The organism is Salinispora mooreana, from assembly GCF_000379065.1.
GTDB lineage: Bacteria > Actinomycetota > Actinomycetes > Mycobacteriales > Micromonosporaceae > Micromonospora > Micromonospora mooreana.
The window spans coordinates 3,961,890-3,980,263 of the sequence record NZ_KB900614.1 but is presented as its reverse complement, the minus strand read 5'-3'; the positions used below and the strand labels follow the sequence as shown (position 1 = coordinate 3,980,263).

At 68.4% G+C, this 18,374-nt stretch carries 15 protein-coding genes, 2 tRNA genes and 2 pseudogenes; 14 read left to right on the top strand and 5 right to left on the bottom strand.

Annotated elements, in window-relative coordinates; translation table 11 throughout:
• Window positions 1-5 precede the first annotated feature (5 nt).
• From yidC to rpmH, 4 genes are read right to left on the bottom strand one after another with little or no spacing between them, the layout of a single operon-like run.
• Window positions 6-1,094 (bottom strand): membrane protein insertase YidC, encoded by a 1,089-nt coding sequence (yidC, locus tag SALPAC6_RS0118930; protein ID WP_018254924.1) that lies wholly within the window; start codon window positions 1,092-1,094, stop codon window positions 6-8.
• Between the two features lie 3 nt (window positions 1,095-1,097).
• Window positions 1,098-1,385 (bottom strand): membrane protein insertion efficiency factor YidD, encoded by a 288-nt coding sequence (gene yidD, locus SALPAC6_RS0118925; protein WP_026189836.1) that lies wholly within the window; start codon window positions 1,383-1,385, stop codon window positions 1,098-1,100.
• Window positions 1,382-1,792: a ribonuclease P protein component gene (gene rnpA / locus SALPAC6_RS0118920; protein WP_018254922.1), complete on the bottom strand. Its 411-nt coding sequence runs from the start codon at window positions 1,790-1,792 to the stop codon at window positions 1,382-1,384. Before rnpA ends, yidD begins: the two co-directional genes overlap by 4 nt.
• Window positions 1,793-1,827: 35 nt before the next feature.
• Window positions 1,828-1,965 (bottom strand): 50S ribosomal protein L34, encoded by a 138-nt coding sequence (gene rpmH, locus SALPAC6_RS0118915; protein WP_018221882.1) that lies wholly within the window; start codon window positions 1,963-1,965, stop codon window positions 1,828-1,830.
• 696 nt (window positions 1,966-2,661) lie between these two features.
• On the opposite strand from rpmH, the gene dnaA reads away from it, so the two are divergent.
• From dnaA to SALPAC6_RS0118890, 5 genes and pseudogenes are all read left to right on the top strand, one after another.
• Complete coding sequence (dnaA, locus tag SALPAC6_RS0118910; protein WP_018254921.1) at window positions 2,662-4,428, top strand: chromosomal replication initiator protein DnaA; 1,767 nt, start codon at window positions 2,662-2,664, stop codon at window positions 4,426-4,428.
• Between the two features lie 799 nt (window positions 4,429-5,227).
• Window positions 5,228-6,361 carry a DNA polymerase III subunit beta gene (dnaN, locus tag SALPAC6_RS0118905; RefSeq protein ID WP_018254920.1) on the top strand — a complete coding sequence of 378 codons (1,134 nt, stop codon included), beginning with the start codon at window positions 5,228-5,230 and terminating at the stop codon, window positions 6,359-6,361.
• A 21-nt stretch (window positions 6,362-6,382) separates the two neighbouring features.
• Window positions 6,383-7,273 (top strand): annotated as a pseudogene (gene gnd / locus SALPAC6_RS0118900) (phosphogluconate dehydrogenase (NAD(+)-dependent, decarboxylating)); the annotation flags it as partial.
• Between the two features lie 15 nt (window positions 7,274-7,288).
• Window positions 7,289-8,422 (top strand): DNA replication/repair protein RecF, encoded by a 1,134-nt coding sequence (gene recF, locus SALPAC6_RS0118895; RefSeq protein WP_018254918.1) that lies wholly within the window; start codon window positions 7,289-7,291, stop codon window positions 8,420-8,422.
• Entirely contained in the window at window positions 8,412-9,008 is a 597-nt protein-coding gene (locus SALPAC6_RS0118890; protein WP_018254917.1) for a DUF721 domain-containing protein, read from the top strand. The genes recF and SALPAC6_RS0118890 overlap by 11 nt, the downstream gene beginning before the upstream one ends.
• On the opposite strand, the gene SALPAC6_RS0118885 is transcribed toward SALPAC6_RS0118890, so the two are convergent.
• Complete coding sequence (locus SALPAC6_RS0118885) at window positions 8,999-9,580, bottom strand: hypothetical protein (RefSeq protein ID WP_018254916.1); 582 nt, start codon at window positions 9,578-9,580, stop codon at window positions 8,999-9,001. The two genes, SALPAC6_RS0118890 and SALPAC6_RS0118885, sit on opposite strands and share 10 nt — an antisense overlap.
• A gap of 494 nt (window positions 9,581-10,074) precedes the next feature.
• Between SALPAC6_RS0118885 and gyrB the strand changes: the two genes are divergently transcribed.
• The 9 genes and pseudogenes from gyrB (at window position 10,075) to SALPAC6_RS0118840 (ending at window position 18,321) form a co-directional block, all read left to right on the top strand.
• Complete coding sequence (gyrB, locus tag SALPAC6_RS0118880) at window positions 10,075-12,021, top strand: DNA topoisomerase (ATP-hydrolyzing) subunit B (protein ID WP_026189835.1); 1,947 nt, start codon at window positions 10,075-10,077, stop codon at window positions 12,019-12,021.
• A gap of 132 nt (window positions 12,022-12,153) precedes the next feature.
• Window positions 12,154-14,673, top strand: a complete 2,520-nt coding sequence (gyrA, locus tag SALPAC6_RS0118875; protein WP_018254914.1) for a DNA gyrase subunit A — start codon at window positions 12,154-12,156, stop codon at window positions 14,671-14,673.
• A gap of 4 nt (window positions 14,674-14,677) precedes the next feature.
• On the top strand, window positions 14,678-15,619 hold the full coding sequence (locus SALPAC6_RS0118870; protein WP_018254913.1) for a DUF3566 domain-containing protein: 942 nt from the start codon (window positions 14,678-14,680) through the stop codon (window positions 15,617-15,619).
• A 128-nt stretch (window positions 15,620-15,747) separates the two neighbouring features.
• Window positions 15,748-15,821, top strand: a tRNA-Ile gene (locus SALPAC6_RS0118865).
• Between the two features lie 280 nt (window positions 15,822-16,101).
• Window positions 16,102-16,470, top strand: a complete 369-nt coding sequence (locus SALPAC6_RS0118860) for a VOC family protein (RefSeq protein WP_018254912.1) — start codon at window positions 16,102-16,104, stop codon at window positions 16,468-16,470.
• 148 nt (window positions 16,471-16,618) lie between these two features.
• Complete coding sequence (locus tag SALPAC6_RS30390) at window positions 16,619-16,747, top strand: DLW-39 family protein (RefSeq protein WP_011903934.1); 129 nt, start codon at window positions 16,619-16,621, stop codon at window positions 16,745-16,747.
• 37 nt (window positions 16,748-16,784) lie between these two features.
• A tRNA-Ala gene (locus SALPAC6_RS0118850) sits at window positions 16,785-16,857 on the top strand.
• Between the two features lie 31 nt (window positions 16,858-16,888).
• Window positions 16,889-17,173, top strand: a pseudogene (locus SALPAC6_RS26280) (hypothetical protein); the annotation flags it as partial.
• A gap of 95 nt (window positions 17,174-17,268) precedes the next feature.
• Window positions 17,269-18,321: a sigma-70 family RNA polymerase sigma factor gene (locus SALPAC6_RS0118840; protein ID WP_018254910.1), complete on the top strand. Its 1,053-nt coding sequence runs from the start codon at window positions 17,269-17,271 to the stop codon at window positions 18,319-18,321.
• Window positions 18,322-18,374: the final 53 nt, after the last annotated feature.

Below are 18,374 nucleotides of genomic sequence, written 5' to 3'. Positions count from 1 at the left end.
TCGGATCAGCCCTGCCGTTTGGCGGGACGGCCCTTCTGGTTGGCGGGCTGGCCCTTCTTCTGGCCGGCAGCCTGCCCCTTCTGGCCGGCAGCCTGCCCCTTCTGGCCGGCAGCCTGCCCCTTCTGGCTCGCGGGCTGGCCCTTCTTCTGGCTGGTGGGCTTGGCACCCGGCTTCGGGGCGGCGACCTTGGTAGCGGCCGGCTGGGTGGCGGCCGAAGGGGCGGACTTGCTGCGGCCGAAGAGGCCACCGCTCTTCGCCGGCTGCACCGGACCACGCGTACCGGTGGTGCTGGACTTCGCGCTCGGCGGCGGCGGGAACTTGCGCAACACCCACTGCTGCTGGGCCAGCGTGAACATGTTGTTGGTGACCCAGTAGATGATCACACCGATCGGGAAGATCGCGCCGGAGATGAGCAGCGACGCCGGGATGCCGTAGAGCATCAACCGCTGGATCATCCGCTGCTGCGGGTCCTCGGCCCAGCCGGTCTTGAGGATCATCTGGCGGCTGGTCAGGTAGGTGGTGCCCATCATCACCAGCACCAGAATGCCGGCCATGATCTTGACGGTGGTGCCGTCGGCCCCCAGCGCGGCCAGTTCCTCGGCGGAGGAGCCGAACTTGCCGGCGATCGGCGCGGTGAAGAGCTTCGCGACCGATGCGCTGTCGAACTGCTCGACCGACCAGCCGTAGAGCGTCTTCTTGGTATGGTCCGGGTTGAGCCGGCGGAGCACGTGGAACAGGCCGAGGAAGACCGGGATCTGAAGAAACATCGGAAGGCAGCCCATGAGCGGGTTGGCCTTTTCCTTCCGATATAGCTCCATCATCTCCTTCTGGAGCGTCTCCCGATCACCCTTGTGCTTCTCCTGCAGCGCCTTGACCTGCGGTTGCAGCGCCTGCATCGCCCGCTGCGACTTGATCTGCTTGACAAAGACCGGGAAGAGGATCACCCGAACGGTGACCACCAGGAAGACGATGGCGAGGATCCAGGACCAGTTGGTGCCGAGCACCACGCCTTCCGGCACGCCGATGACGTCCCACGCCTGATGCCAGAGCAGCAGGATCCACGAGATCGCGTAGTAGATCCAGTCGAGACTCAATTCTCAGACTCCAGTCACATCGGCACGGCGGCGACCGCCCGGCTCCGGCACCGGGTCGAATCCACCGGGGTGGAAGGGGTGGCAACGCATCAGCCGCCGGGCCGTCAGGCCGGCTCCCCGAACCGGGCCGTGGCGGGTCACCGCCTCCAGGGCATATGCGCTGCACGACGGGTAGAACCGACAGCGGGCCGGCAACGCCGGACTTATCCACCGACGGTACGCGATGATTGGCCCGGCCAGCACCCGGGCACCGAGTGAGATCGGCGGTGGCGGATCTGGTGCCGAACTCACCGGGACCGCCGCCCGCGGGGGGCGCACGCGGCCGCGATCGCGGCGTCGAGATCGACACCGAGTCGTTGGTACGACCGGTGGGCCGCGGCAGGCAGGGCACGGACGATGAGGGTGCTCCCGGCCGGCAGTTCGGGGAGGCGCTCCCGGACCAGGTGCCGCAGCCGGCGGCGGACAGTGTTGCGGACGACGGCGTTGCCAACCGCCTTGGAGACGACGAAGCCGGCGCGGGCTGGTGCGGATGTCTGCTCCGCACCAGTGTCCCGCGCCGGCTTCGGCGAAGAGATCTCCGGCGGAATGCCGGGCAAAGCCAGGTGGACGACGACCACGCCGCGCCCGACGCGTCGGCCACCACGGACCGCCGCGGCGAAGTCAGTGCTGCGCCGCAGACGCTGCGCGGCGGTCAGCACGACTCTCCACGCCCTGCCGATCGGACCTGGTGGCCTCAGGCCGCCAGGCGAGCGCGGCCCTTGCTGCGACGGGTCGAGATGATGGCGCGGCCGGCACGGGTGCGCATGCGCAGCCGGAAGCCGTGGGTCTTCGCGCGCCGGCGGTTGTTCGGCTGGAAGGTGCGCTTGCTCACGTCAGGCTCTCCGTTGTCCTACCCCTGGGCGAGGGATCGCCGGGGTCGCGTCTGGTCCGAGGTCGTCCCAGTTTCGGTTCGTGTCACGATCCGGGTCGTGTCATGATCCGAACCAGGTCATGATCCGGAACACCTTCGTGGCGCCCCCGATCAACGCTGCCCGACGCTGCGGACAGCAAGCATCCATCACCCTAGCAGAGGGTGAGACAGCAGCCGCTCCAGCGTACGCAGGGGCACAACGAGCGTCAACGCTCCCACCGGCCGACCCGGCGCCGGCAGTTCCGACGTTTTCGCTGCTGCTGCCAACGGTCGACGTACGTCCGCTGTTGATGGCGTCCGGACATCGCTGTTACCGTGCCCGATTGCGGTGCAGGGCTGTTGGCCCGAATCGCGGTGAGTGGCTGTCGGATGCCCAGGGTCGGTCCGGCTGTGGTCGCCGCCGGCAGGCAAGACCGAATCGGGCGGTGGATCGTTCGGCTAGATGACCCGCTTCAGCGCCCGCTCGTACCGGGGGAGGTCTGACCCACATTCGATGGGCGGCCACAATCGGTACCCACACAGGCTGTGGATAACTTGTGGACAAGAACCGGTCGGTCAGCCGGGGTGGGGGAAACATCGCGTGAACGCGGTGGACCCGGGACGGCCGACGGGGAGGACGGCGGCGTCCGGGAACAGAGGCGAGGGGGTGGCACGACGGTGACGGGTACAACCGACCTCGCCGAGGTGTGGACGGCAACAACCGACGAGCTCGCCGACGAGATCGTCTCCGCGCAGCAGCGGGCTTACCTGCGGCTGACCCGGCTCCGCGCCGTCGTCGAGGACACCGCGCTCGTCTCCGTCCCGGACGCCTTCACCCGAGATGTCATCGAGTCCCGACTCCGCCCGGCGATCACCGAGGCGCTCACCCGCCGAATGGGGCGACCCATCCAGGTAGCTGTCACGGTGCGCGCGCCGGAAGATGGTGCCGGCCGGGCGGCCGGCACCATTTACCACAGCGCCCCGAGCCCGGAGGCCGGCGGATTGCCCGGCGACACCACCGGCGATGTCGTGGGAGGCGGCCCGGACACCGGCGTAGACCAACGGTTCCCGCTGATTCCCGGGCAGGCCCAGCCGGAGCGCCGCGCCGCGGTGCCCGCCGATTCGTACGGGGAGCAGCCATCGCCGGTGTCCCGGGACGGCCAGGAGCCGTTGTTCAGCTCCGTCTTCAGCGGGCCGCCTCGAGGCGAACGACACGATGTTGACGAGCAGGCCCGGCTGGGCCCACCGGTGACCGAACGGCCGTTCGACGGCCGCTACCGAGCAGAGGCGGCGGACCCGCACGGGAGGCCGGCGCTGCCCCGGGAACTCGGCACCGACAGCGGGCCGGGGCGGGTGGACCACCACCGGCCCGGTGGCCGCGAGGACCGTCGGCTACCAGCACCCGCCGACGGCGGTGGCAACCGGCTCAACCCGAAGTACATGTTCGAGACGTTCGTCATCGGTTCGTCCAACCGATTCGCCCACGCGGCTTCGGTGGCGGTCGCCGAGTCACCGGCGAAGGCGTACAACCCGCTGTTCATCTACGGCAGCTCGGGGCTGGGCAAGACGCACCTGCTGCACGCGATCGGCCACTACGCCACGACGCTCGGCAACGCCAACTCGGTCCGGTACGTCTCGACCGAGGAGTTCACCAACGACTTCATCAACTCGCTGCGCGACGACAAGACCAGCGCCTTCCAGCGCCGGTACCGGGATGTCGACATCCTCCTGATCGACGACATTCAGTTCCTGGAAAACCGGGAGCGGACGCAGGAGGAGTTCTTCCACACCTTCAACACGCTGCACAACGCCAACAAACAGATCGTGATCACCTCCGACCGGTCGCCGAAGCAGCTGGCGACCCTGGAGGACCGGTTGCGGACCCGGTTCGAGTGGGGTCTGCTCGCCGACATCCAGCCGCCAGACCTGGAGACCCGGATCGCGATCCTACAGAAGAAAGCCGCCCAGGAGCGGCTGTTCGCCCCGCCGGACGTGCTCGAGTTCATCGCGTCCCGGGTGTCGAACTCGATCCGAGAGCTCGAGGGCGCGCTGATCCGGGTCACCGCATTCGCCAGCCTCACCCGGTCGTCGGTCGAGCTGTCGCTGGCCGAGGAGGTGCTGCGGGACTTCATTCCGGACGGCACCGGACCGGAGATCACCGCCGACCAGATCATGGTGGCGACCGCCGACTACTTCGGGGTGAGTCTGGAGGACCTGCGTGGGCACTCCCGCTCGCGGGTGCTCGTCAACGCCCGCCAGGTCGCCATGTACCTGTGCCGGGAGCTGACCGACCTGTCGCTGCCCCGAATCGGGCAGGCGTTCGGGGGCCGCGACCACACCACGGTCATGCACGCCGACCGCAAGATCCGTCAGCAGATGGCCGAGCGGCGGTCGCTCTACAACCAGATCGCCGAGCTGACCAACCGGATCAAGCAGAACACCTGAGGCGACCGCCGGGCCGCGCACCACCCGCCAAGGTCACCACAACCACCCGCCGAACCGGCGCCACGGCGGTGTTCCTTCGGTGCTCCACCACCCCACCGGACCGAACGACGGGACACCCGGATCCGGGCGGCGGGTGGAATCCGGGTGTCCCGTCGGCGCCAGGAAGCCCCGCTCGTTGTCCACAGCTTCCGCTCCCGTCGGTGGAGAACGTGGTCCACCGACCCCTCGTTATCCACAGGCTGTGGAAAAACCTGGGGGTAGTGCTGTGGACACTTGGGGATAACGATGTCGTTGTCCACAGGCGGTGGACCGGGTGTGGACGGGCTGTTGAAGGTTCTGGGGATAACTCGGGTCGAGCTATGAGCGGCAATCCACAAGCCTGGGGACGAAGTCCGTGGATAACCGGTGGATAACCGGTGGACAACGGTGGACGGGCTGGGGGTAACTCTGGCCTGTGGATGACGACCTGGGTTTTCCCCCGGGTTCTCCACAGGAAACCCACCGGTGTGCTACCAGGCTGACCTGCGTCAACGTGGGTTCTCCACAGTTTGCACAGGTGCGACGAAGACGATGAGTTAGATCTCTAAAGACAACAAAAACCAATCATCACCGTTGGACTTCCTGTGGATCGGGCCGCAGACCGCCGCTGCCGATCAGCGGCACCTGGACATGCGTGGGGTCGGACGTACCGCCGACGGCCACGCGCCCTAAGGTGCCAGGAGAACCGGCACGCCCCGGCGGGTCGGCAGGCAGCGGTCGGCATGAGAGAGTTGGCGCTGACGTTGACGCGGAGGCATTGATGAAGTTCCGAGTAGAGCGCGACGCGCTCGCCGAGGCCGTGGCCTGGACCGCGAAGAGCCTGCCGAACCGGCCGTCCGTGCCGGTGCTCGCCGGAGTGCTGCTCCGGGTTACCGACGGCAACCTGCAGGTCTCCGGCTTCGACTACGAGGTCTCCAGCCAGGTGACCGTCGAGGTGCAGGGTGACGCCGACGGTGCCGCCCTGGTCTCCGGCCGGCTCCTCGCCGAAATCACCAAGGCGCTGCCGGCCAAGCCGGTCGACATCGCGGCGGTCGGCGCCCACCTCGAGCTCGTCTGCGGCAGTGCCCGGTTCACCCTGCCCACCATGCCGGTCGAGGACTATCCCACGCTCCCGGAGATGCCGGTCAGCACTGGCACCATCGACGCCGCCGCGTTCGCCGCCGCCGTCGCCCAGGTAGCCGTGGCAGCCGGCCGGGACGAGACCCTGCCGATGATGACCGGCGTCCGGCTGGAGCTCTCCGGCGGCACGTTGGCCATGCTCGCCACCGACCGCTACCGCCTTGCCCTGCGCGAGATCGAGTGGAACCCGGAAGACCCGGAGATCAGCCTCAACGCCCTGGTCCCAGCCCGCACGCTGCACGACACCGCCAAGGCCCTCGGACCCCTTGGCGGCCAGGTCACCATGGCGCTCTCCCAGGGAGCGGCGGGCGAGGGCATGATCGGTTTCGTCGGCGGCCCCCGTCGCACCACCAGCCGGCTCCTCGACGGTGCCAACTATCCGCCGGTGCGTTCGCTCTTCCCCGCCACCCACAACGCGCAGGCCCAGGTGCCGGTCAGTGCGCTCATCGAGGTTGTCAAGCGGGTCGCGCTCGTCGCCGAACGCACCACTCCGGTGCTGCTGAGCTTCAGCGGCGACGGTCTGGTGGTGGAGGCCGGTGGCACCGAGGAGGCTCGGGCCAGCGAGGCGATGGAGGCCAGCTTCAGCGGTGATCCGCTGACTGTTGGCTTCAACCCGCAGTATCTGATCGACGGTCTCTCGAACATGGGGACCCAGTTCGCCGTTCTGTCGTTCGTTGATGCCTTCAAGCCGGCGGTGATTTCCCCTGTCGACGAGGATGGCGAGGTCGTGCCCGGGTACCGCTACCTCATCATGCCGATCCGCGTCTCCCGCTGATCGCACCGAGACGAACCACAACGCACGGAGGTACGGACAATGCAGCTCGGCCTGGTAGGGCTCGGTCGCATGGGCGGCAACATGCGTGAGCGGCTGCGTGCCGCCGGGCATGAGGTGATCGGCTACGACAACCAGGCCGAGCTGAGCGACGTCGCGAGCCTGGCGGAGATGGCGCAGAAGCTGGACGCGCCCCGCGCGGTGTGGGTCATGGTCCCCGCCGCCGTCACCGACGACACCATCAGCAAGGTGGCGGAGGTGCTCGACGCCGGCGACATCATCGTTGATGGTGGCAACTCGCGGTTCAGTGACGATGCCCCGCGCGCCGAGCGGCTGAACGAGCGCGGCATCGGGTACGTCGACGCCGGGGTTTCCGGTGGCGTCTGGGGCCGGCAGAACGGGTACGCCCTCATGGTCGGCGGCGCCCAGGAGCACGTTGACCGGATAATGCCGATCTTCGAGGCGCTGAAGCCGGCCGGAGAGTTCGGCTTCGTGCACGCCGGTCCGGTCGGTGCCGGACACTACGCCAAGATGGTGCACAACGGCGTCGAGTACGGTCTCATGCACGCCTACGCCGAGGGCTACGAACTGCTGGCGAAGTCCGAGCTGGTCACCGATGTTCCCGGTGTCTTCAAATCCTGGCGGGAGGGCACGGTCGTCCGCTCCTGGCTGCTCGACCTGCTCGACCGTGCGCTCGACGAGGACCCGGAGCTGGCCGAGCTGAGCCCCTACACGGAGGACACCGGCGAGGGGCGGTGGACCGTGGACGAGGCGGTCCGGCTCGCCGTTCCGATGAACGTCATCTCCGCCGCGCTCTTCGCCCGTTTCGCCTCCCGCCAGGACGACTCACCCGCGATGAAGGCCGTCGCCGCGCTGCGTCAGCAGTTCGGCGGGCACGCCGTTCGCAAGCGCTGACGGCAACCACCACCCGTGTACGTCCGCCGGCTGGAACTCGTTGACTTCCGCTCGTACGAGCGGGTCGGCGTGGACCTCGAACCGGGGGCGAACGTCCTGGTCGGTGCGAACGGGGTCGGCAAGACCAACCTGATCGAGGCGCTCGGCTACGTGGCGACCCTGGACTCCCACCGGGTCGCCACGGACGCCCCGCTGGTCCGGATGGGCGCCACCGCGGGGATCATCCGCTGCGCCGTGGTGCACGAGGGACGGGAGCTCCTGGTCGAGTTGGAGATCGTTCCGGGGCGGGCGAACCGGGCCCGGCTCGGTCGGTCCCCGGCCCGGCGGGCCCGGGACGTGCTCGGCGCCCTGCGGCTGGTGCTCTTCGCCCCGGAGGACCTGGAACTGGTCCGGGGCGACCCGGCGCAGCGGCGCCGCTATCTGGACGATCTGCTGGTGCTCCGGCAGCCCCGGTACGCCGGGGTGCGGGCTGACTACGAACGGGTACTCCGGCAACGAAACGCCCTGCTGCGCACCGCGTACCTGGCGCGCAAGACCGGTGGGGCCCGCGGCGGCGACCTCTCCACGCTCGCGGTCTGGGACGACCACCTCGCGCGGCGCGGTGCCGAGCTGCTTGCCGGTCGGCTCGATCTTGTCGCCGCGCTCGCCCCGCACATCACCCGGGCGTACGACGCGGTGGCCGCCGGTACCGGTGCGGCCGGCATCACGTACCGATCGGCGATCGAGTCGGCCAGCCCAACCGCTGACCGGGCGGAGCTGACCGCGGCGCTGAGCGAGGCGCTCGCCGCCGGCCGGGCAGCCGAGATCGAGCGGGGGACCACCCTGGTCGGCCCGCACCGGGACGACCTCAACCTCACGCTGGGGCCACTGCCCGCGAAGGGGTACGCCAGCCACGGCGAGTCCTGGTCGTTGGCGCTGGCGCTCCGGCTGGCCGGTTACGACCTGCTGCGTGCCGACGGGATCGAGCCGGTGCTGGTGCTGGACGATGTCTTCGCCGAGCTGGACACCGGCCGGCGGGACCGCCTCGCCGAGCTGGTCGGCGAGGCGAGCCAACTCCTGGTGACCTGTGCGGTGGCAGAAGATCTCCCCGCGCGTCTACACGGAGCGCGATTCGTTGTCCGCGAGGGGGAGGTAGAGCGTGTCGGATGAGGCGGGATTCGCCGTCGGGCCCCATGCGGCGGCGACCGGCGCGGACGGGGCCGCCCCGGCATCGGACGCCGGGGCCCCGACCGAGGCGGCCGGCCCGCAACTCGCGCGGGCGGTGCTGGATGCGGCGAAGGCTCGCCGTCAGGCGGCGCAGCCGCAGCGGCGCAGCCGCAGCGGTGGGGCGAGCGGTGGGGGGCGACGGCCGCGGGGCTACTCCGGCCCGGGGCCGGACCCGCGCGATCCGCAGCCGCTCGGCGCAGTGCTGGACCGGCTGGTGAAGACCCGGGGCTGGCAGCAACCGGCGGCCGAGGCGACGGTCTTCGGCGCCTGGGAACGGGTGGTCGGCCCAGATGTGGCCCAGCACAGCCGGCCGGTGAAGCTGGAGGGGGGGGAGCTGACCGTGGAGGCGCGCTCGACCGCCTGGGCCACCCAGCTCCGGCTGCTCGCCGGATCGCTGCTGCAGCAGATCGCCCGCGAGGTGGGCCACAACGTCGTACGCCGGTTGCACATTCACGGTCCGGCCGCGCCGTCTTGGTCGCGTGGCCCTCGTCGGGTCCGGGGCCGCGGCCCCCGGGACACCTACGGCTGAACAGCCCGGCGGGGTGCCACCGACTCGGCGTAGACCGCGAAGCCCCGCTCGGCGCAGCGGCGGTAGAATGCGGCGAGGACGCTCAGCTCCGCGCAGGTGAAGGTCCACTGCGGCGGAGCTCCGTTGTCGTCACGGAGCCGGTCCAGCCGGCTGTCCAGCCAACGCAGCTGCTGCTCGGCCAGGCGTCCGTCCCCGAGTAGCACGCGGAGCACCTCGCTGACGGTTTCGAAGGTGACTGCCTCACCGACTGCTCGGTGCCGCGCCACGAACCGCTCGACTCCGTCGGCGATCCACCCGCAGCCGTCCGGGTCGATCACGGGGTCCTCGTCCTCTTCCGAGTTCTCTGTGGCGTACAGCACATCTTTCAAGCCGAGGATCAGATCGACCAGCTCGGTGTACGCCGTCGCCCGGACCGTGCCGGTCTTGGCGATCAGCTCGGCGAGCGCGGCGGTCGGTGCGGAAATCTGCGGCATGTCGACGATCTCGCCGAAGTCCACGAACTCCGCCGGCGCGACCGGGTCGTAGAAGCGGCCGGTCCGCGGCCAGTTCACCACGACGTTGTCCAGCCCCATCTGGTGTCACCTCTCAAGCCCATCTCCGTACGAACGGGTCGATCGTCCGGTTCCAGCCGGCAAAGATCAAGCCGGAGTTCATCGCGAGATGGACACACATTGGGCGGGGAGCGTCGCCGACGGTGCGAGCCTACGGTCGGCTCGGTGCGCGTAGGGGGAGTCGTGGAGTGAGCGGTCGGCCGGCTACGAAGGTCTCAGCCGCCGCGCAAGGGGTGCCGAGTGGTGGATCTGTCGCCGACGCCCAGTAGGATTGAGCCTGAGACGAAGACCCGGTGCGGAGCGATGAAACCCGGGGCCAGCCGGGCCCGAGATCATCGTTCCACATCAGGGTTGAGCCGATCGCGATCCGCGGGCAACCGCGGCGGCCGGCGCGTTCGACCCCCAGCCCGGATCACTCTCCGGTGCCGGTCCGCGCGCCCGACGTCGCGTTCTGTCCGCCGAACCCCGTGACCGGTCGCGCCAGTGGTGTGGCCGACGCGAGAAAGTGGCCGAGGGTGGCAGCGCAGGACAAGCAGGAGTACGGCGCAGAGTCGATCACCGTCCTCGAAGGGTTGGAGGCGGTCCGTAAGCGCCCCGGTATGTACATCGGGTCCACCGGCCAACGCGGTCTGCACCACCTGGTGTGGGAGGTCGTGGACAACGCGGTGGACGAGGCGCTGGCCGGGCACTGCGACACCATTGACGTGGTGCTACTCGCCGACGGTGGGGTTCGCGTAATCGACAATGGCCGTGGTTTCCCGGTCGACCCGCATCCGAAGCTCAAGAAGCCGGGTGTGGAGGTAGCGCTGACCGTGCTGCACGCCGGCGGCAAGTTTGACGGCAAGGCGTACGCCGTCTCCGGTGGCCTGCACGGCGTCGGTGTGTCGGTCGTGAACGCCCTCTCCACCCGGATGGCTGTGGAGATCCAGAAGGACGGCTACTTCTGGCGGCAGTCGTACACGGACTCGAAGCCGACGCCGCTGGTAAAGGGGGAGCCGACCGACGCCACCGGCTCGGCGGTTTCCTTCTGGCCCGATCCGAGGGTCTTCGAGACCGTTGACTTCGACTTCCAGACCATCTACCGCCGGCTCCAGGAGATGGCCTTCCTCAACCGGGGTCTGACCATCCACTTCCTCGACGAGCGAGTCGACGAGGGCGATGACAGCAGGATGCGGGAGGTCACCTTCTGCTACCAGGGTGGCATCGCCGACTTCGTCCGGCACCTCAACGCCTCGAAGACCCCGATCCACAAGTCGGTGGTCGAGTTCGGCACCGAGGAAGACGGCATGTCGGTCGAGATCGCCATGCAGTGGAACGAGTCGTATGGCGAGTCGGTCTACACCTTCGCCAACAACATCAACACGCATGAGGGCGGCACCCACGAGGAAGGCTTCCGGTCGGCGCTGACCAGCGTCATCAACCGGTACGGCGCGGAGAAGCGGCTGCTCAAGAGTGACGAGAAGCTCTCCGGGGAGGACATCCGGGAGGGGTTGGCGGCGATCATCTCGGTGAAGCTGACCAATCCGCAGTTCGAGGGGCAGACCAAGACCAAGCTGGGCAACACCCCGGTCAAGAGCTTCGTGCAGCGGGTCTGCAACGAGTGGCTGGTTGACTGGCTGGACCGTAACCCGGCCGAGGCGAAGGTCATCATCACCAAGGCGTCCCAGGCCGCGCGCGCCCGGGTCGCCGCCCAGCAGGCACGCAAGCTGGCCCGTCGTAAGTCGTTGCTGGAGTCCGGCTCGATGCCGGGCAAGCTGGCCGACTGCCAGTCAACCGATCCCCGTGAGTGCGAGGTCTTCATCGTTGAGGGCGACTCGGCGGGCGGCTCCGCCAAGCAGGGGCGCGACCCGCGGACGCAGGCGATCCTGCCGATCCGCGGCAAGATCCTCAATGTGGAGAAGGCGCGGATCGACCGGGTCCTGAGGAACAACGAGGTCCAGGCGCTGATCACCGCGCTCGGCACGGGCATCCACGACGACTTCGACATCGAGAAGTTGCGGTACCACAAGATTGTGTTGATGGCCGACGCGGACGTCGATGGTCAGCACATCCAGACGCTGCTACTGACCCTGCTCTTCCGCTTCATGCGACCGCTGGTCGAGTTGGGGCACGTCTACCTGGCCGCGCCGCCGCTCTACAAGATCAAGTGGAATCGGAAGGGGGATGACGCGCAGTACGCGTACTCCGACCGAGAGCGGGACGGCCTGATCACTCTGCGGCAGCAGAAGAAGCCCAACGCAAAGCCGGACGACATCCAGCGGTTCAAGGGGCTCGGCGAGATGAACTATCCCGAGCTCTGGGAGACCACGATGAATCCGGCTACGCGCACCCTGCGCCAGGTCACGCTCGACGACGCGGCGACCGCGGACGAGCTGTTCAGTGTGCTGATGGGGGAGGATGTCGAGGCTCGTCGCTCGTTTATCCAGCGTAACGCCAAGGATGTGCGGTTTCTGGACATCTGAGGGCCACTCGGTCCGCCGGCCCGTCGTCCGCGGCGACCATGCCTAATCCACAGGGTTATCCACAGCCAGGCCGGTTTCCACAGCGGTTATCCACAGCACAAAAGCGACTCTGAGTCTGATAAGGGTTAACAAGTGACCGATACCCCCGAGTCCACACCGAACGAGCCCGACGCCCCCGAGACCGCCGGCGCCGTCGTGGCGCACGACCGGATCGAGCCGGTCGGGCTCGAGGTGGAGATGCAGCGCTCCTACCTCGACTACGCCATGAGCGTGATTGTCGGGCGGGCGCTGCCGGACGTCCGGGACGGGCTGAAGCCGGTCCACCGCAAGATTCTTTACGCGATGTTCGACTCGGGGTACCGACCCGACCGGGGGTACGTGAAGTGCTCGCGGGTGGTCGGCGACGTGATGGGCCAGTTCCACCCGCACGGCGACTCAGCGATCTACGACGCACTGGTCCGGATGGCCCAGCCCTGGGCGCTGCGCTATCCGCTGGTGGACGGCAACGGCAACTTCGGCTCCCCGGGCAACGATCCGGCCGCGGCGATGCGGTACACCGAGTGCAAGCTCCAACCGCTGGCGATGGAGATGCTGCGGGACATCGACGAGGACACCGTCGACCTGCAGGACAACTACGACGGCCGGGCCAAGGAGCCCACGATCCTGCCGTCCCGAATCCCCAATCTGCTGGTCAACGGCTCCGAAGGCATCGCGGTCGGGATGGCCACCAAGATCCCACCGCACAACCTGCGGGAGATCGGTGCGGCGGTGCAGTGGTGCCTGGAACACCCGGAGGCCGACGAGGCGAGCACCCTGGAAGCCCTGCTGGGGATCGTCAGGGGGCCGGACTTCCCGACCCATGGCCTGATCGTCGGCCAGGCGGGGATCCAGGACGCGTACCGCACCGGTCGTGGCTCGATCCGGATGCGCGCCGTGGTTGAGGTCGAGGAGGACAAGCGGGGCCGGCCGGCGCTGGTGGTCAGCGAGCTGCCGTACCAGGTGAACCCCGACAACCTGGCCGAGCGGATCGCCGAGCTGATCAAGGAGGGGAAGCTCGGCGGAATCGCCGACATCCGGGACGAGTCCTCCGGGCGGACCGGCCTGCGGCTGGTGCTGGTGCTCAAGCGCGACGCGGTCGCCAAGGTGGTGCTGAACAACCTCTACAAGCACACCCAGCTCCAGGAGACCTTCGGCGCGAACATGCTGGCGCTGGTGGACGGTGTGCCGCGCACGCTCAACCTGGCCCAGTTCATCCGCTACTACGTTGATCACCAGATCGAGGTGATCCGCCGGCGGACGGCGTACCGACTGCGTAAGGCTGAGGAGCGGGCGCACATCCTGCGGGGTCTGGCCAAGGCGCTGGACGCCCTCGACGAGGTGATCGCGCTGATCCGGCGCTCGCCGACGGTGGATGACGCGCGGCAGGGCCTGATCCGGTTGCTGGACATCGACGAGATCCAGGCGACCGCGATCCTGGACATGCAGCTGCGCCGGCTGGCCGCGCTGGAGCGGCAGCGGATCCTCGACGACCTGGCGAAGCTTGAGCTGGAGATCGCCGACTTCAAGGACATCCTGGCGAAGCCGGAGCGGCAGCGGCGGATCGTCTCGGAGGAACTGGGCGAGATCGTCGCCAAATGGGGCGACGACCGGCGCACCCAGATCATTCCGTTCGACGGCGAGGTCTCGATGGAGGACCTGATCGCCCGCGAGGACGTCGTGGTCACCATCACCCGAACCGGGTACGCGAAGCGCACCAAGGTGGACGCGTACCGCTCGCAGCGGCGGGGCGGCAAGGGGGTCAGCGGCGCCACGCTGCGGCAGGACGACATCGTCAGCCACTTCTTCGTGTGCTCGACGCACGACTGGATTCTGTTCTTCACCAACAAGGGCCGGGTGTACCGGGCCAAGGCGTACGAGCTCCCGGAAGCCAGTAGGGTGGCCAAGGGCCAGCACGTGGCCAATCTGCTCGCCTTCCAACCAGACGAGCAGATCGCACAGATCATCGAGATTTCCGACTACCAGGTCGCCCCCTACCTGGTATTGGCCACAAAGAACGGAGTGGTAAAGAAGACGAGGCTCGAGGAGTTCGACTCCAACCGGTCCGGCGGCATCATCGCGATCAACCTGCGCGAGGACGACGAACTGGTCGGTGCCGCCCTGGTGGCGCCGGAGCAGGACCTCCTGCTGGTGTCGAAGAACGCCCTGGCGATCCGGTTCAACGCCTCCGACGAGGCGCTACGGCCGATGGGGCGGGCTACCTCGGGCGTGATCGGGATGCGGTTCAGCGAGGACGACGAGTTGCTCGCGATGGAGGTCGTCCGGCACGGCTTGGACGTCCTGGTGGCCACCAACGGCGGTTACGCGAAACGTACTCCGATTGAGGAATACCCGGTCCAGGGCCGGGGAGGTAAGGGCGTGCTGACTGCGAAGATCACCGAGCGGCGCGGTGGTCTGGTCGGTGCTGTGGTGATCGACCCGGACGACGAGCTCTTCGCTATCACCAGTAACGGTGGTGTCATTCGGACTCCGGTGAAGCCTGTACGCCGTACGCGCGACCGGAACACAATGGGGGTCAAGCTGATGGACCTTCCGGATGGCGTAACCATCGTGGCGATTGCTCGCAATGCCGACGAGCCTGACGAACAGGACTAGTTGCATGACGGAGACACAGGCGAAGTCGGGGAACGCGGGGAACTCGGCTAACCCGGTCGACGAGGACGGTGCCACGAACGGTGCCCCAGCCGCCGGTCGTGCGGCAGTGGGCCGGGCCACCGTCCCCGCCGACGTGCCGACCCCGAAGTTCACCAGGGCTCCCGGGATGGCCCCGCCGCCGGACAAGCCGGCCACGGAGTCGGAACCCAGCGAGGAACCGGCTGAGGCTACGAAGGTCGAGACGCCGCGCACCGATGGCGCCACCGCGGAGAAGGCCACCGCGACCACCCCGCCGTCCACCTCTGGCGGCGTTGGGCGGACCAGCACGGTCGCCGGGAGCGCGGCTGGTCTCGGGAGCTCGGCTGCCCTGGGCGGCGCGAACGGCGTCCCCCGCCTCGGTGACACCGGAAGTCAGCCGCGGGTCACCGGGACCGCCCGCCCCCAGCCGAACTCCGCTGGCCGGCCCCAGGGCGGTGCCCTCCCGCCGGGAATCAGCGGGGTGGCGGCCATCGGGGCGGCACGCGTCGGCGAGGCGGTCCGCGCCGCGCGTACCGCGGTCAGTTCTGCCGCGTCCCGCGGGCCGCGCCGGGCCCGGCTGAACCTGCGGCGGATCGACCCATGGTCGGTGATGAAGTTCGCCTTCGCGGTTTCGGTGGTGATCTTCATCGTCGTCGTGGTCGCGACCTCGGTGCTGTACCTGGCGCTGGACGCGATGGGCGTGTTCGCCAGCGTCAACGACAGCCTGAGTGATCTGGTCAACGCCGGCGGCGGCCAGAGCGCCAACGGCTTCCAGATCACTGCCCGCGGCGTGATCCTGAGTTCTGCGTTGATCGGCTTGGTCAACGTCGTGCTCTTCACGGCACTGGCAACGCTGGGCGCATTCGTCTACAACGTCTGCGCCGACCTGGTGGGCGGCATCGAGCTGACACTCGCCGAGCGCGACTGAGTACGTCAGCGTTACCCGGGTCGCCGCCGGTGGCCCGGGTACCGCACCCACCGGTGCCGGGACGCGACTGGAGTCACCCCGATTTTGGGGCGGCCGGTCCGATGGGTTAACCTTGCTCGTCGCAACACGGGGCTATAGCTCAGTCGGTTAGAGCGCAGAGCTGATAACTCTGAGGTCGCTGGTTCGATTCCAGCTAGCCCCACCTCCCACTCGGTCCTCACATTCTGGGGGCCGAGTTTTTCGTAGAGCCGACAGCGGTCTCCGCTCCGCACCCGGCCGCTCCTGGGCCGATTCCGGGAAGCGCTCTGCTCGCCGAGATGCCAGAACCCAGCCGTCACCGGCCTGGCAACCTGGGCGCCAACGGCGAGACGCCGGCACCGCAGCATGTGGCGAAAGTGTCGTAGCCCACCCCTAGTCTGGCGCCGTTCGATGTTCCGTCCCGCCCGGTTTCCACTGGGTCGGTTCGCCCTCGAGGAGGTCCGATGCTCAACCACCTTGGCATTCAGGTGCGCGATTTCGACGCCAGTCTCGCCTTTTACGATGCCGTTCTGGCCCCACTCGATGGGCGTCGCCTCATGGAGTTCCCGGAGGCGGTCGGCTATGGCGGCAGCACTCCTGACTTCTGGCTCAGTCCGCTGGGCGGTGCGGCCGGGGGCGTCGAGGCGCACATCGCCTTCACCGCGCCGGACCGGGCTGCGGTGCAGGCATTCCACGACGCCGCGGTGGCACTCGGGGCGGAGGTGCTGCACGCGCCCCGAGTCTGGCCGGAGTATCACCCGACCTACTTCGGTGCTTTCGTCCGCGATCCGGATGGCAACAACGTCGAGGCGGTCTGTCATCGGCCGGAGTGATCGCTGCCGCAGTGCCGGCCGGGGGCGGGATACGGTGATGCGTCGTTCGGGCCACTGCGTTGGTGGGCCCGTTGACCGCCCCTTGCTTCCGGCTGATACGGTCCTCGGGTAGGTCCGACGGCACTGTCGAGCGTGAGGGGTTGCCCAAATGTTCAAGAAGCTGCTGATCCTCGTCGGTATCGTCGGTGTGGCGGCAATCGTGGCCAAGCGAGTCAAGGAGACCAACGACGAGCGTGCCCTCTGGCACGAGGCCACCACCGCGCCCGACCTGCGCTGACCCGCACCGGTCAGCATTCGGCGACACGACCGCTTCCGGGGCCCTAGCTCAACTGGCAGAGCACTGCCTTTGCAAGGCAGGGGTTAGGGGTTCAAGTCCCCTGGGCTCCACAGTAAAAGACTGTGGTCAGGCAAAACGTGGCTCCTCGGTGAACTTGTGGTGGGCAAGGGCCAGTGCCTGGCCGTGCAGACCGCGGAGAATCGGAGACTGGTCGTCGTCTGGCCGGCCGGAAGCGGCCTGAAGACCGGCGACGGCACCACCGGGGTCGAGGTGCCCGGCGCGGGCACCGTCCAGGTCGGCTCCCTTTTTACTGCATCTGGCGGCTACGCCACCCCACCGCTCGGTGACGATATGCCCAGCATCCCCGAGACCTGCGGCAGCGGCACGGAGGAAGTCGCAGTCATCGACAAGGTTCGGGGCCAGTAGCGCTCTCGACCCCGGTGGGACGCAGGCTTTTCCTCGCACCCAGGTGAAGCCCACAGCACCCAAGCTCACCCCGTTGTCGATGTAGCCTGGCGCTGGTGGGCGATGCCGAAGATCGCGGGAGCAGTTCGAGTGAGGCACGCGATGCTGCTGCGACGCAGCTGGCGGCGGCGCGGTCCGGTGACGGCGATGCCTTCGGCCGTTTGGTGGGTCCGTTGCGGGACGAGCTACGCGTCCACTGCTACCGGATGCTGGGGTCGGTCCATGACGCGGAGGATGCGGTCCAGGAGACCCTGGATCGGGCGTGGCGCAGCCTGGAGCGCTTCGACGGTCACGGCTCAATTCGGCCGTGGCTGTACAAGATCGCGACGAACCGGTCGCTGACGATTATTGAGCGTCGGGGTCGGCGCGAGTTGCCCACGGATCTGAGTCCGGGCGGTGCGCCGCTGACCGAGACGGCGTGGCTGGAGCCATACCCGGTTCGGCTTATGGACTGGACGGCGCGGCTGAGCCCGGAAGCCCGGATCGTGGCGCGGGAGAGCGTGGAGCTGGCGTTCGTCGCCGCCCTGCAGCACCTGTCGGCGTCGCAGCGAGCGGTTCTGTTACTGCGTGACGTGCTCGGCTACACCGCCGGTGAGGTCGCCGACGTGTTGGACACCACGGTGGCCGCGGTCAACAGCGCTCTTCAGCGGGCCCGCAAGGTCATCGGGAGACTTCGCCCCGAAGCCAGCCAACAGCAGACCTTGCAGACGCTCGGCGACACGGAACAACGGAAGGTGGCCCAGCGGTACGTGACCGCCTGGGAGGCTGGCGACGTTGATGCCATCGTGGCGATGCTGACCAAGGACGCGCGGTATTCGATGCCGCCGCTGACCAGGTGGTACGCCGGCCCGGTAGCAGTCCGCGGGTTCCTGGTCGAGGTGGTGCTGCGGCATCGCTGGCGGTTCGTGCCGACGTGGGCTAACGGGCAACTCGCGTTCGGCACCTACCTGTGGAGCGACGAGCGGGGCGCGTACGTCCCGGCGGGTCTGGATGTGTTGACGCTGCACGGACGGCAGGTGGCCGAGGTGGTCTCGTTCCTGGACGCCGATTTCCCGACCTTCGGCCTGCCGGCGCAGCTGTGGGAAGAGATTTTTCTCGGCGCGCGATGATTGTGCGGACTGGCCCGGGTTGTAGTCCTGACGGAGGCATCAACCCGGAAGGA

Excerpts from the sequence above, each read along its gene's own strand:
- dnaN (WP_018254920.1), top strand. The coding sequence starts at position 5,228 with ATGAAGTTCCGAGTAGAGCGCGACGCGCTCGCCGAGGCCGTGGCCTGG.
- SALPAC6_RS0118885 (WP_018254916.1), bottom strand. The coding sequence starts at position 9,580 with ATGGGGCTGGACAACGTCGTGGTGAACTGGCCGCGGACCGGCCGCTTC.
- SALPAC6_RS0118870 (WP_018254913.1), top strand. The coding sequence starts at position 14,678 with ATGACGGAGACACAGGCGAAGTCGGGGAACGCGGGGAACTCGGCTAAC.
- SALPAC6_RS0118860 (WP_018254912.1), top strand. The coding sequence starts at position 16,102 with ATGCTCAACCACCTTGGCATTCAGGTGCGCGATTTCGACGCCAGTCTC.
- SALPAC6_RS30390 (WP_011903934.1), top strand. The coding sequence starts at position 16,619 with ATGTTCAAGAAGCTGCTGATCCTCGTCGGTATCGTCGGTGTGGCGGCA.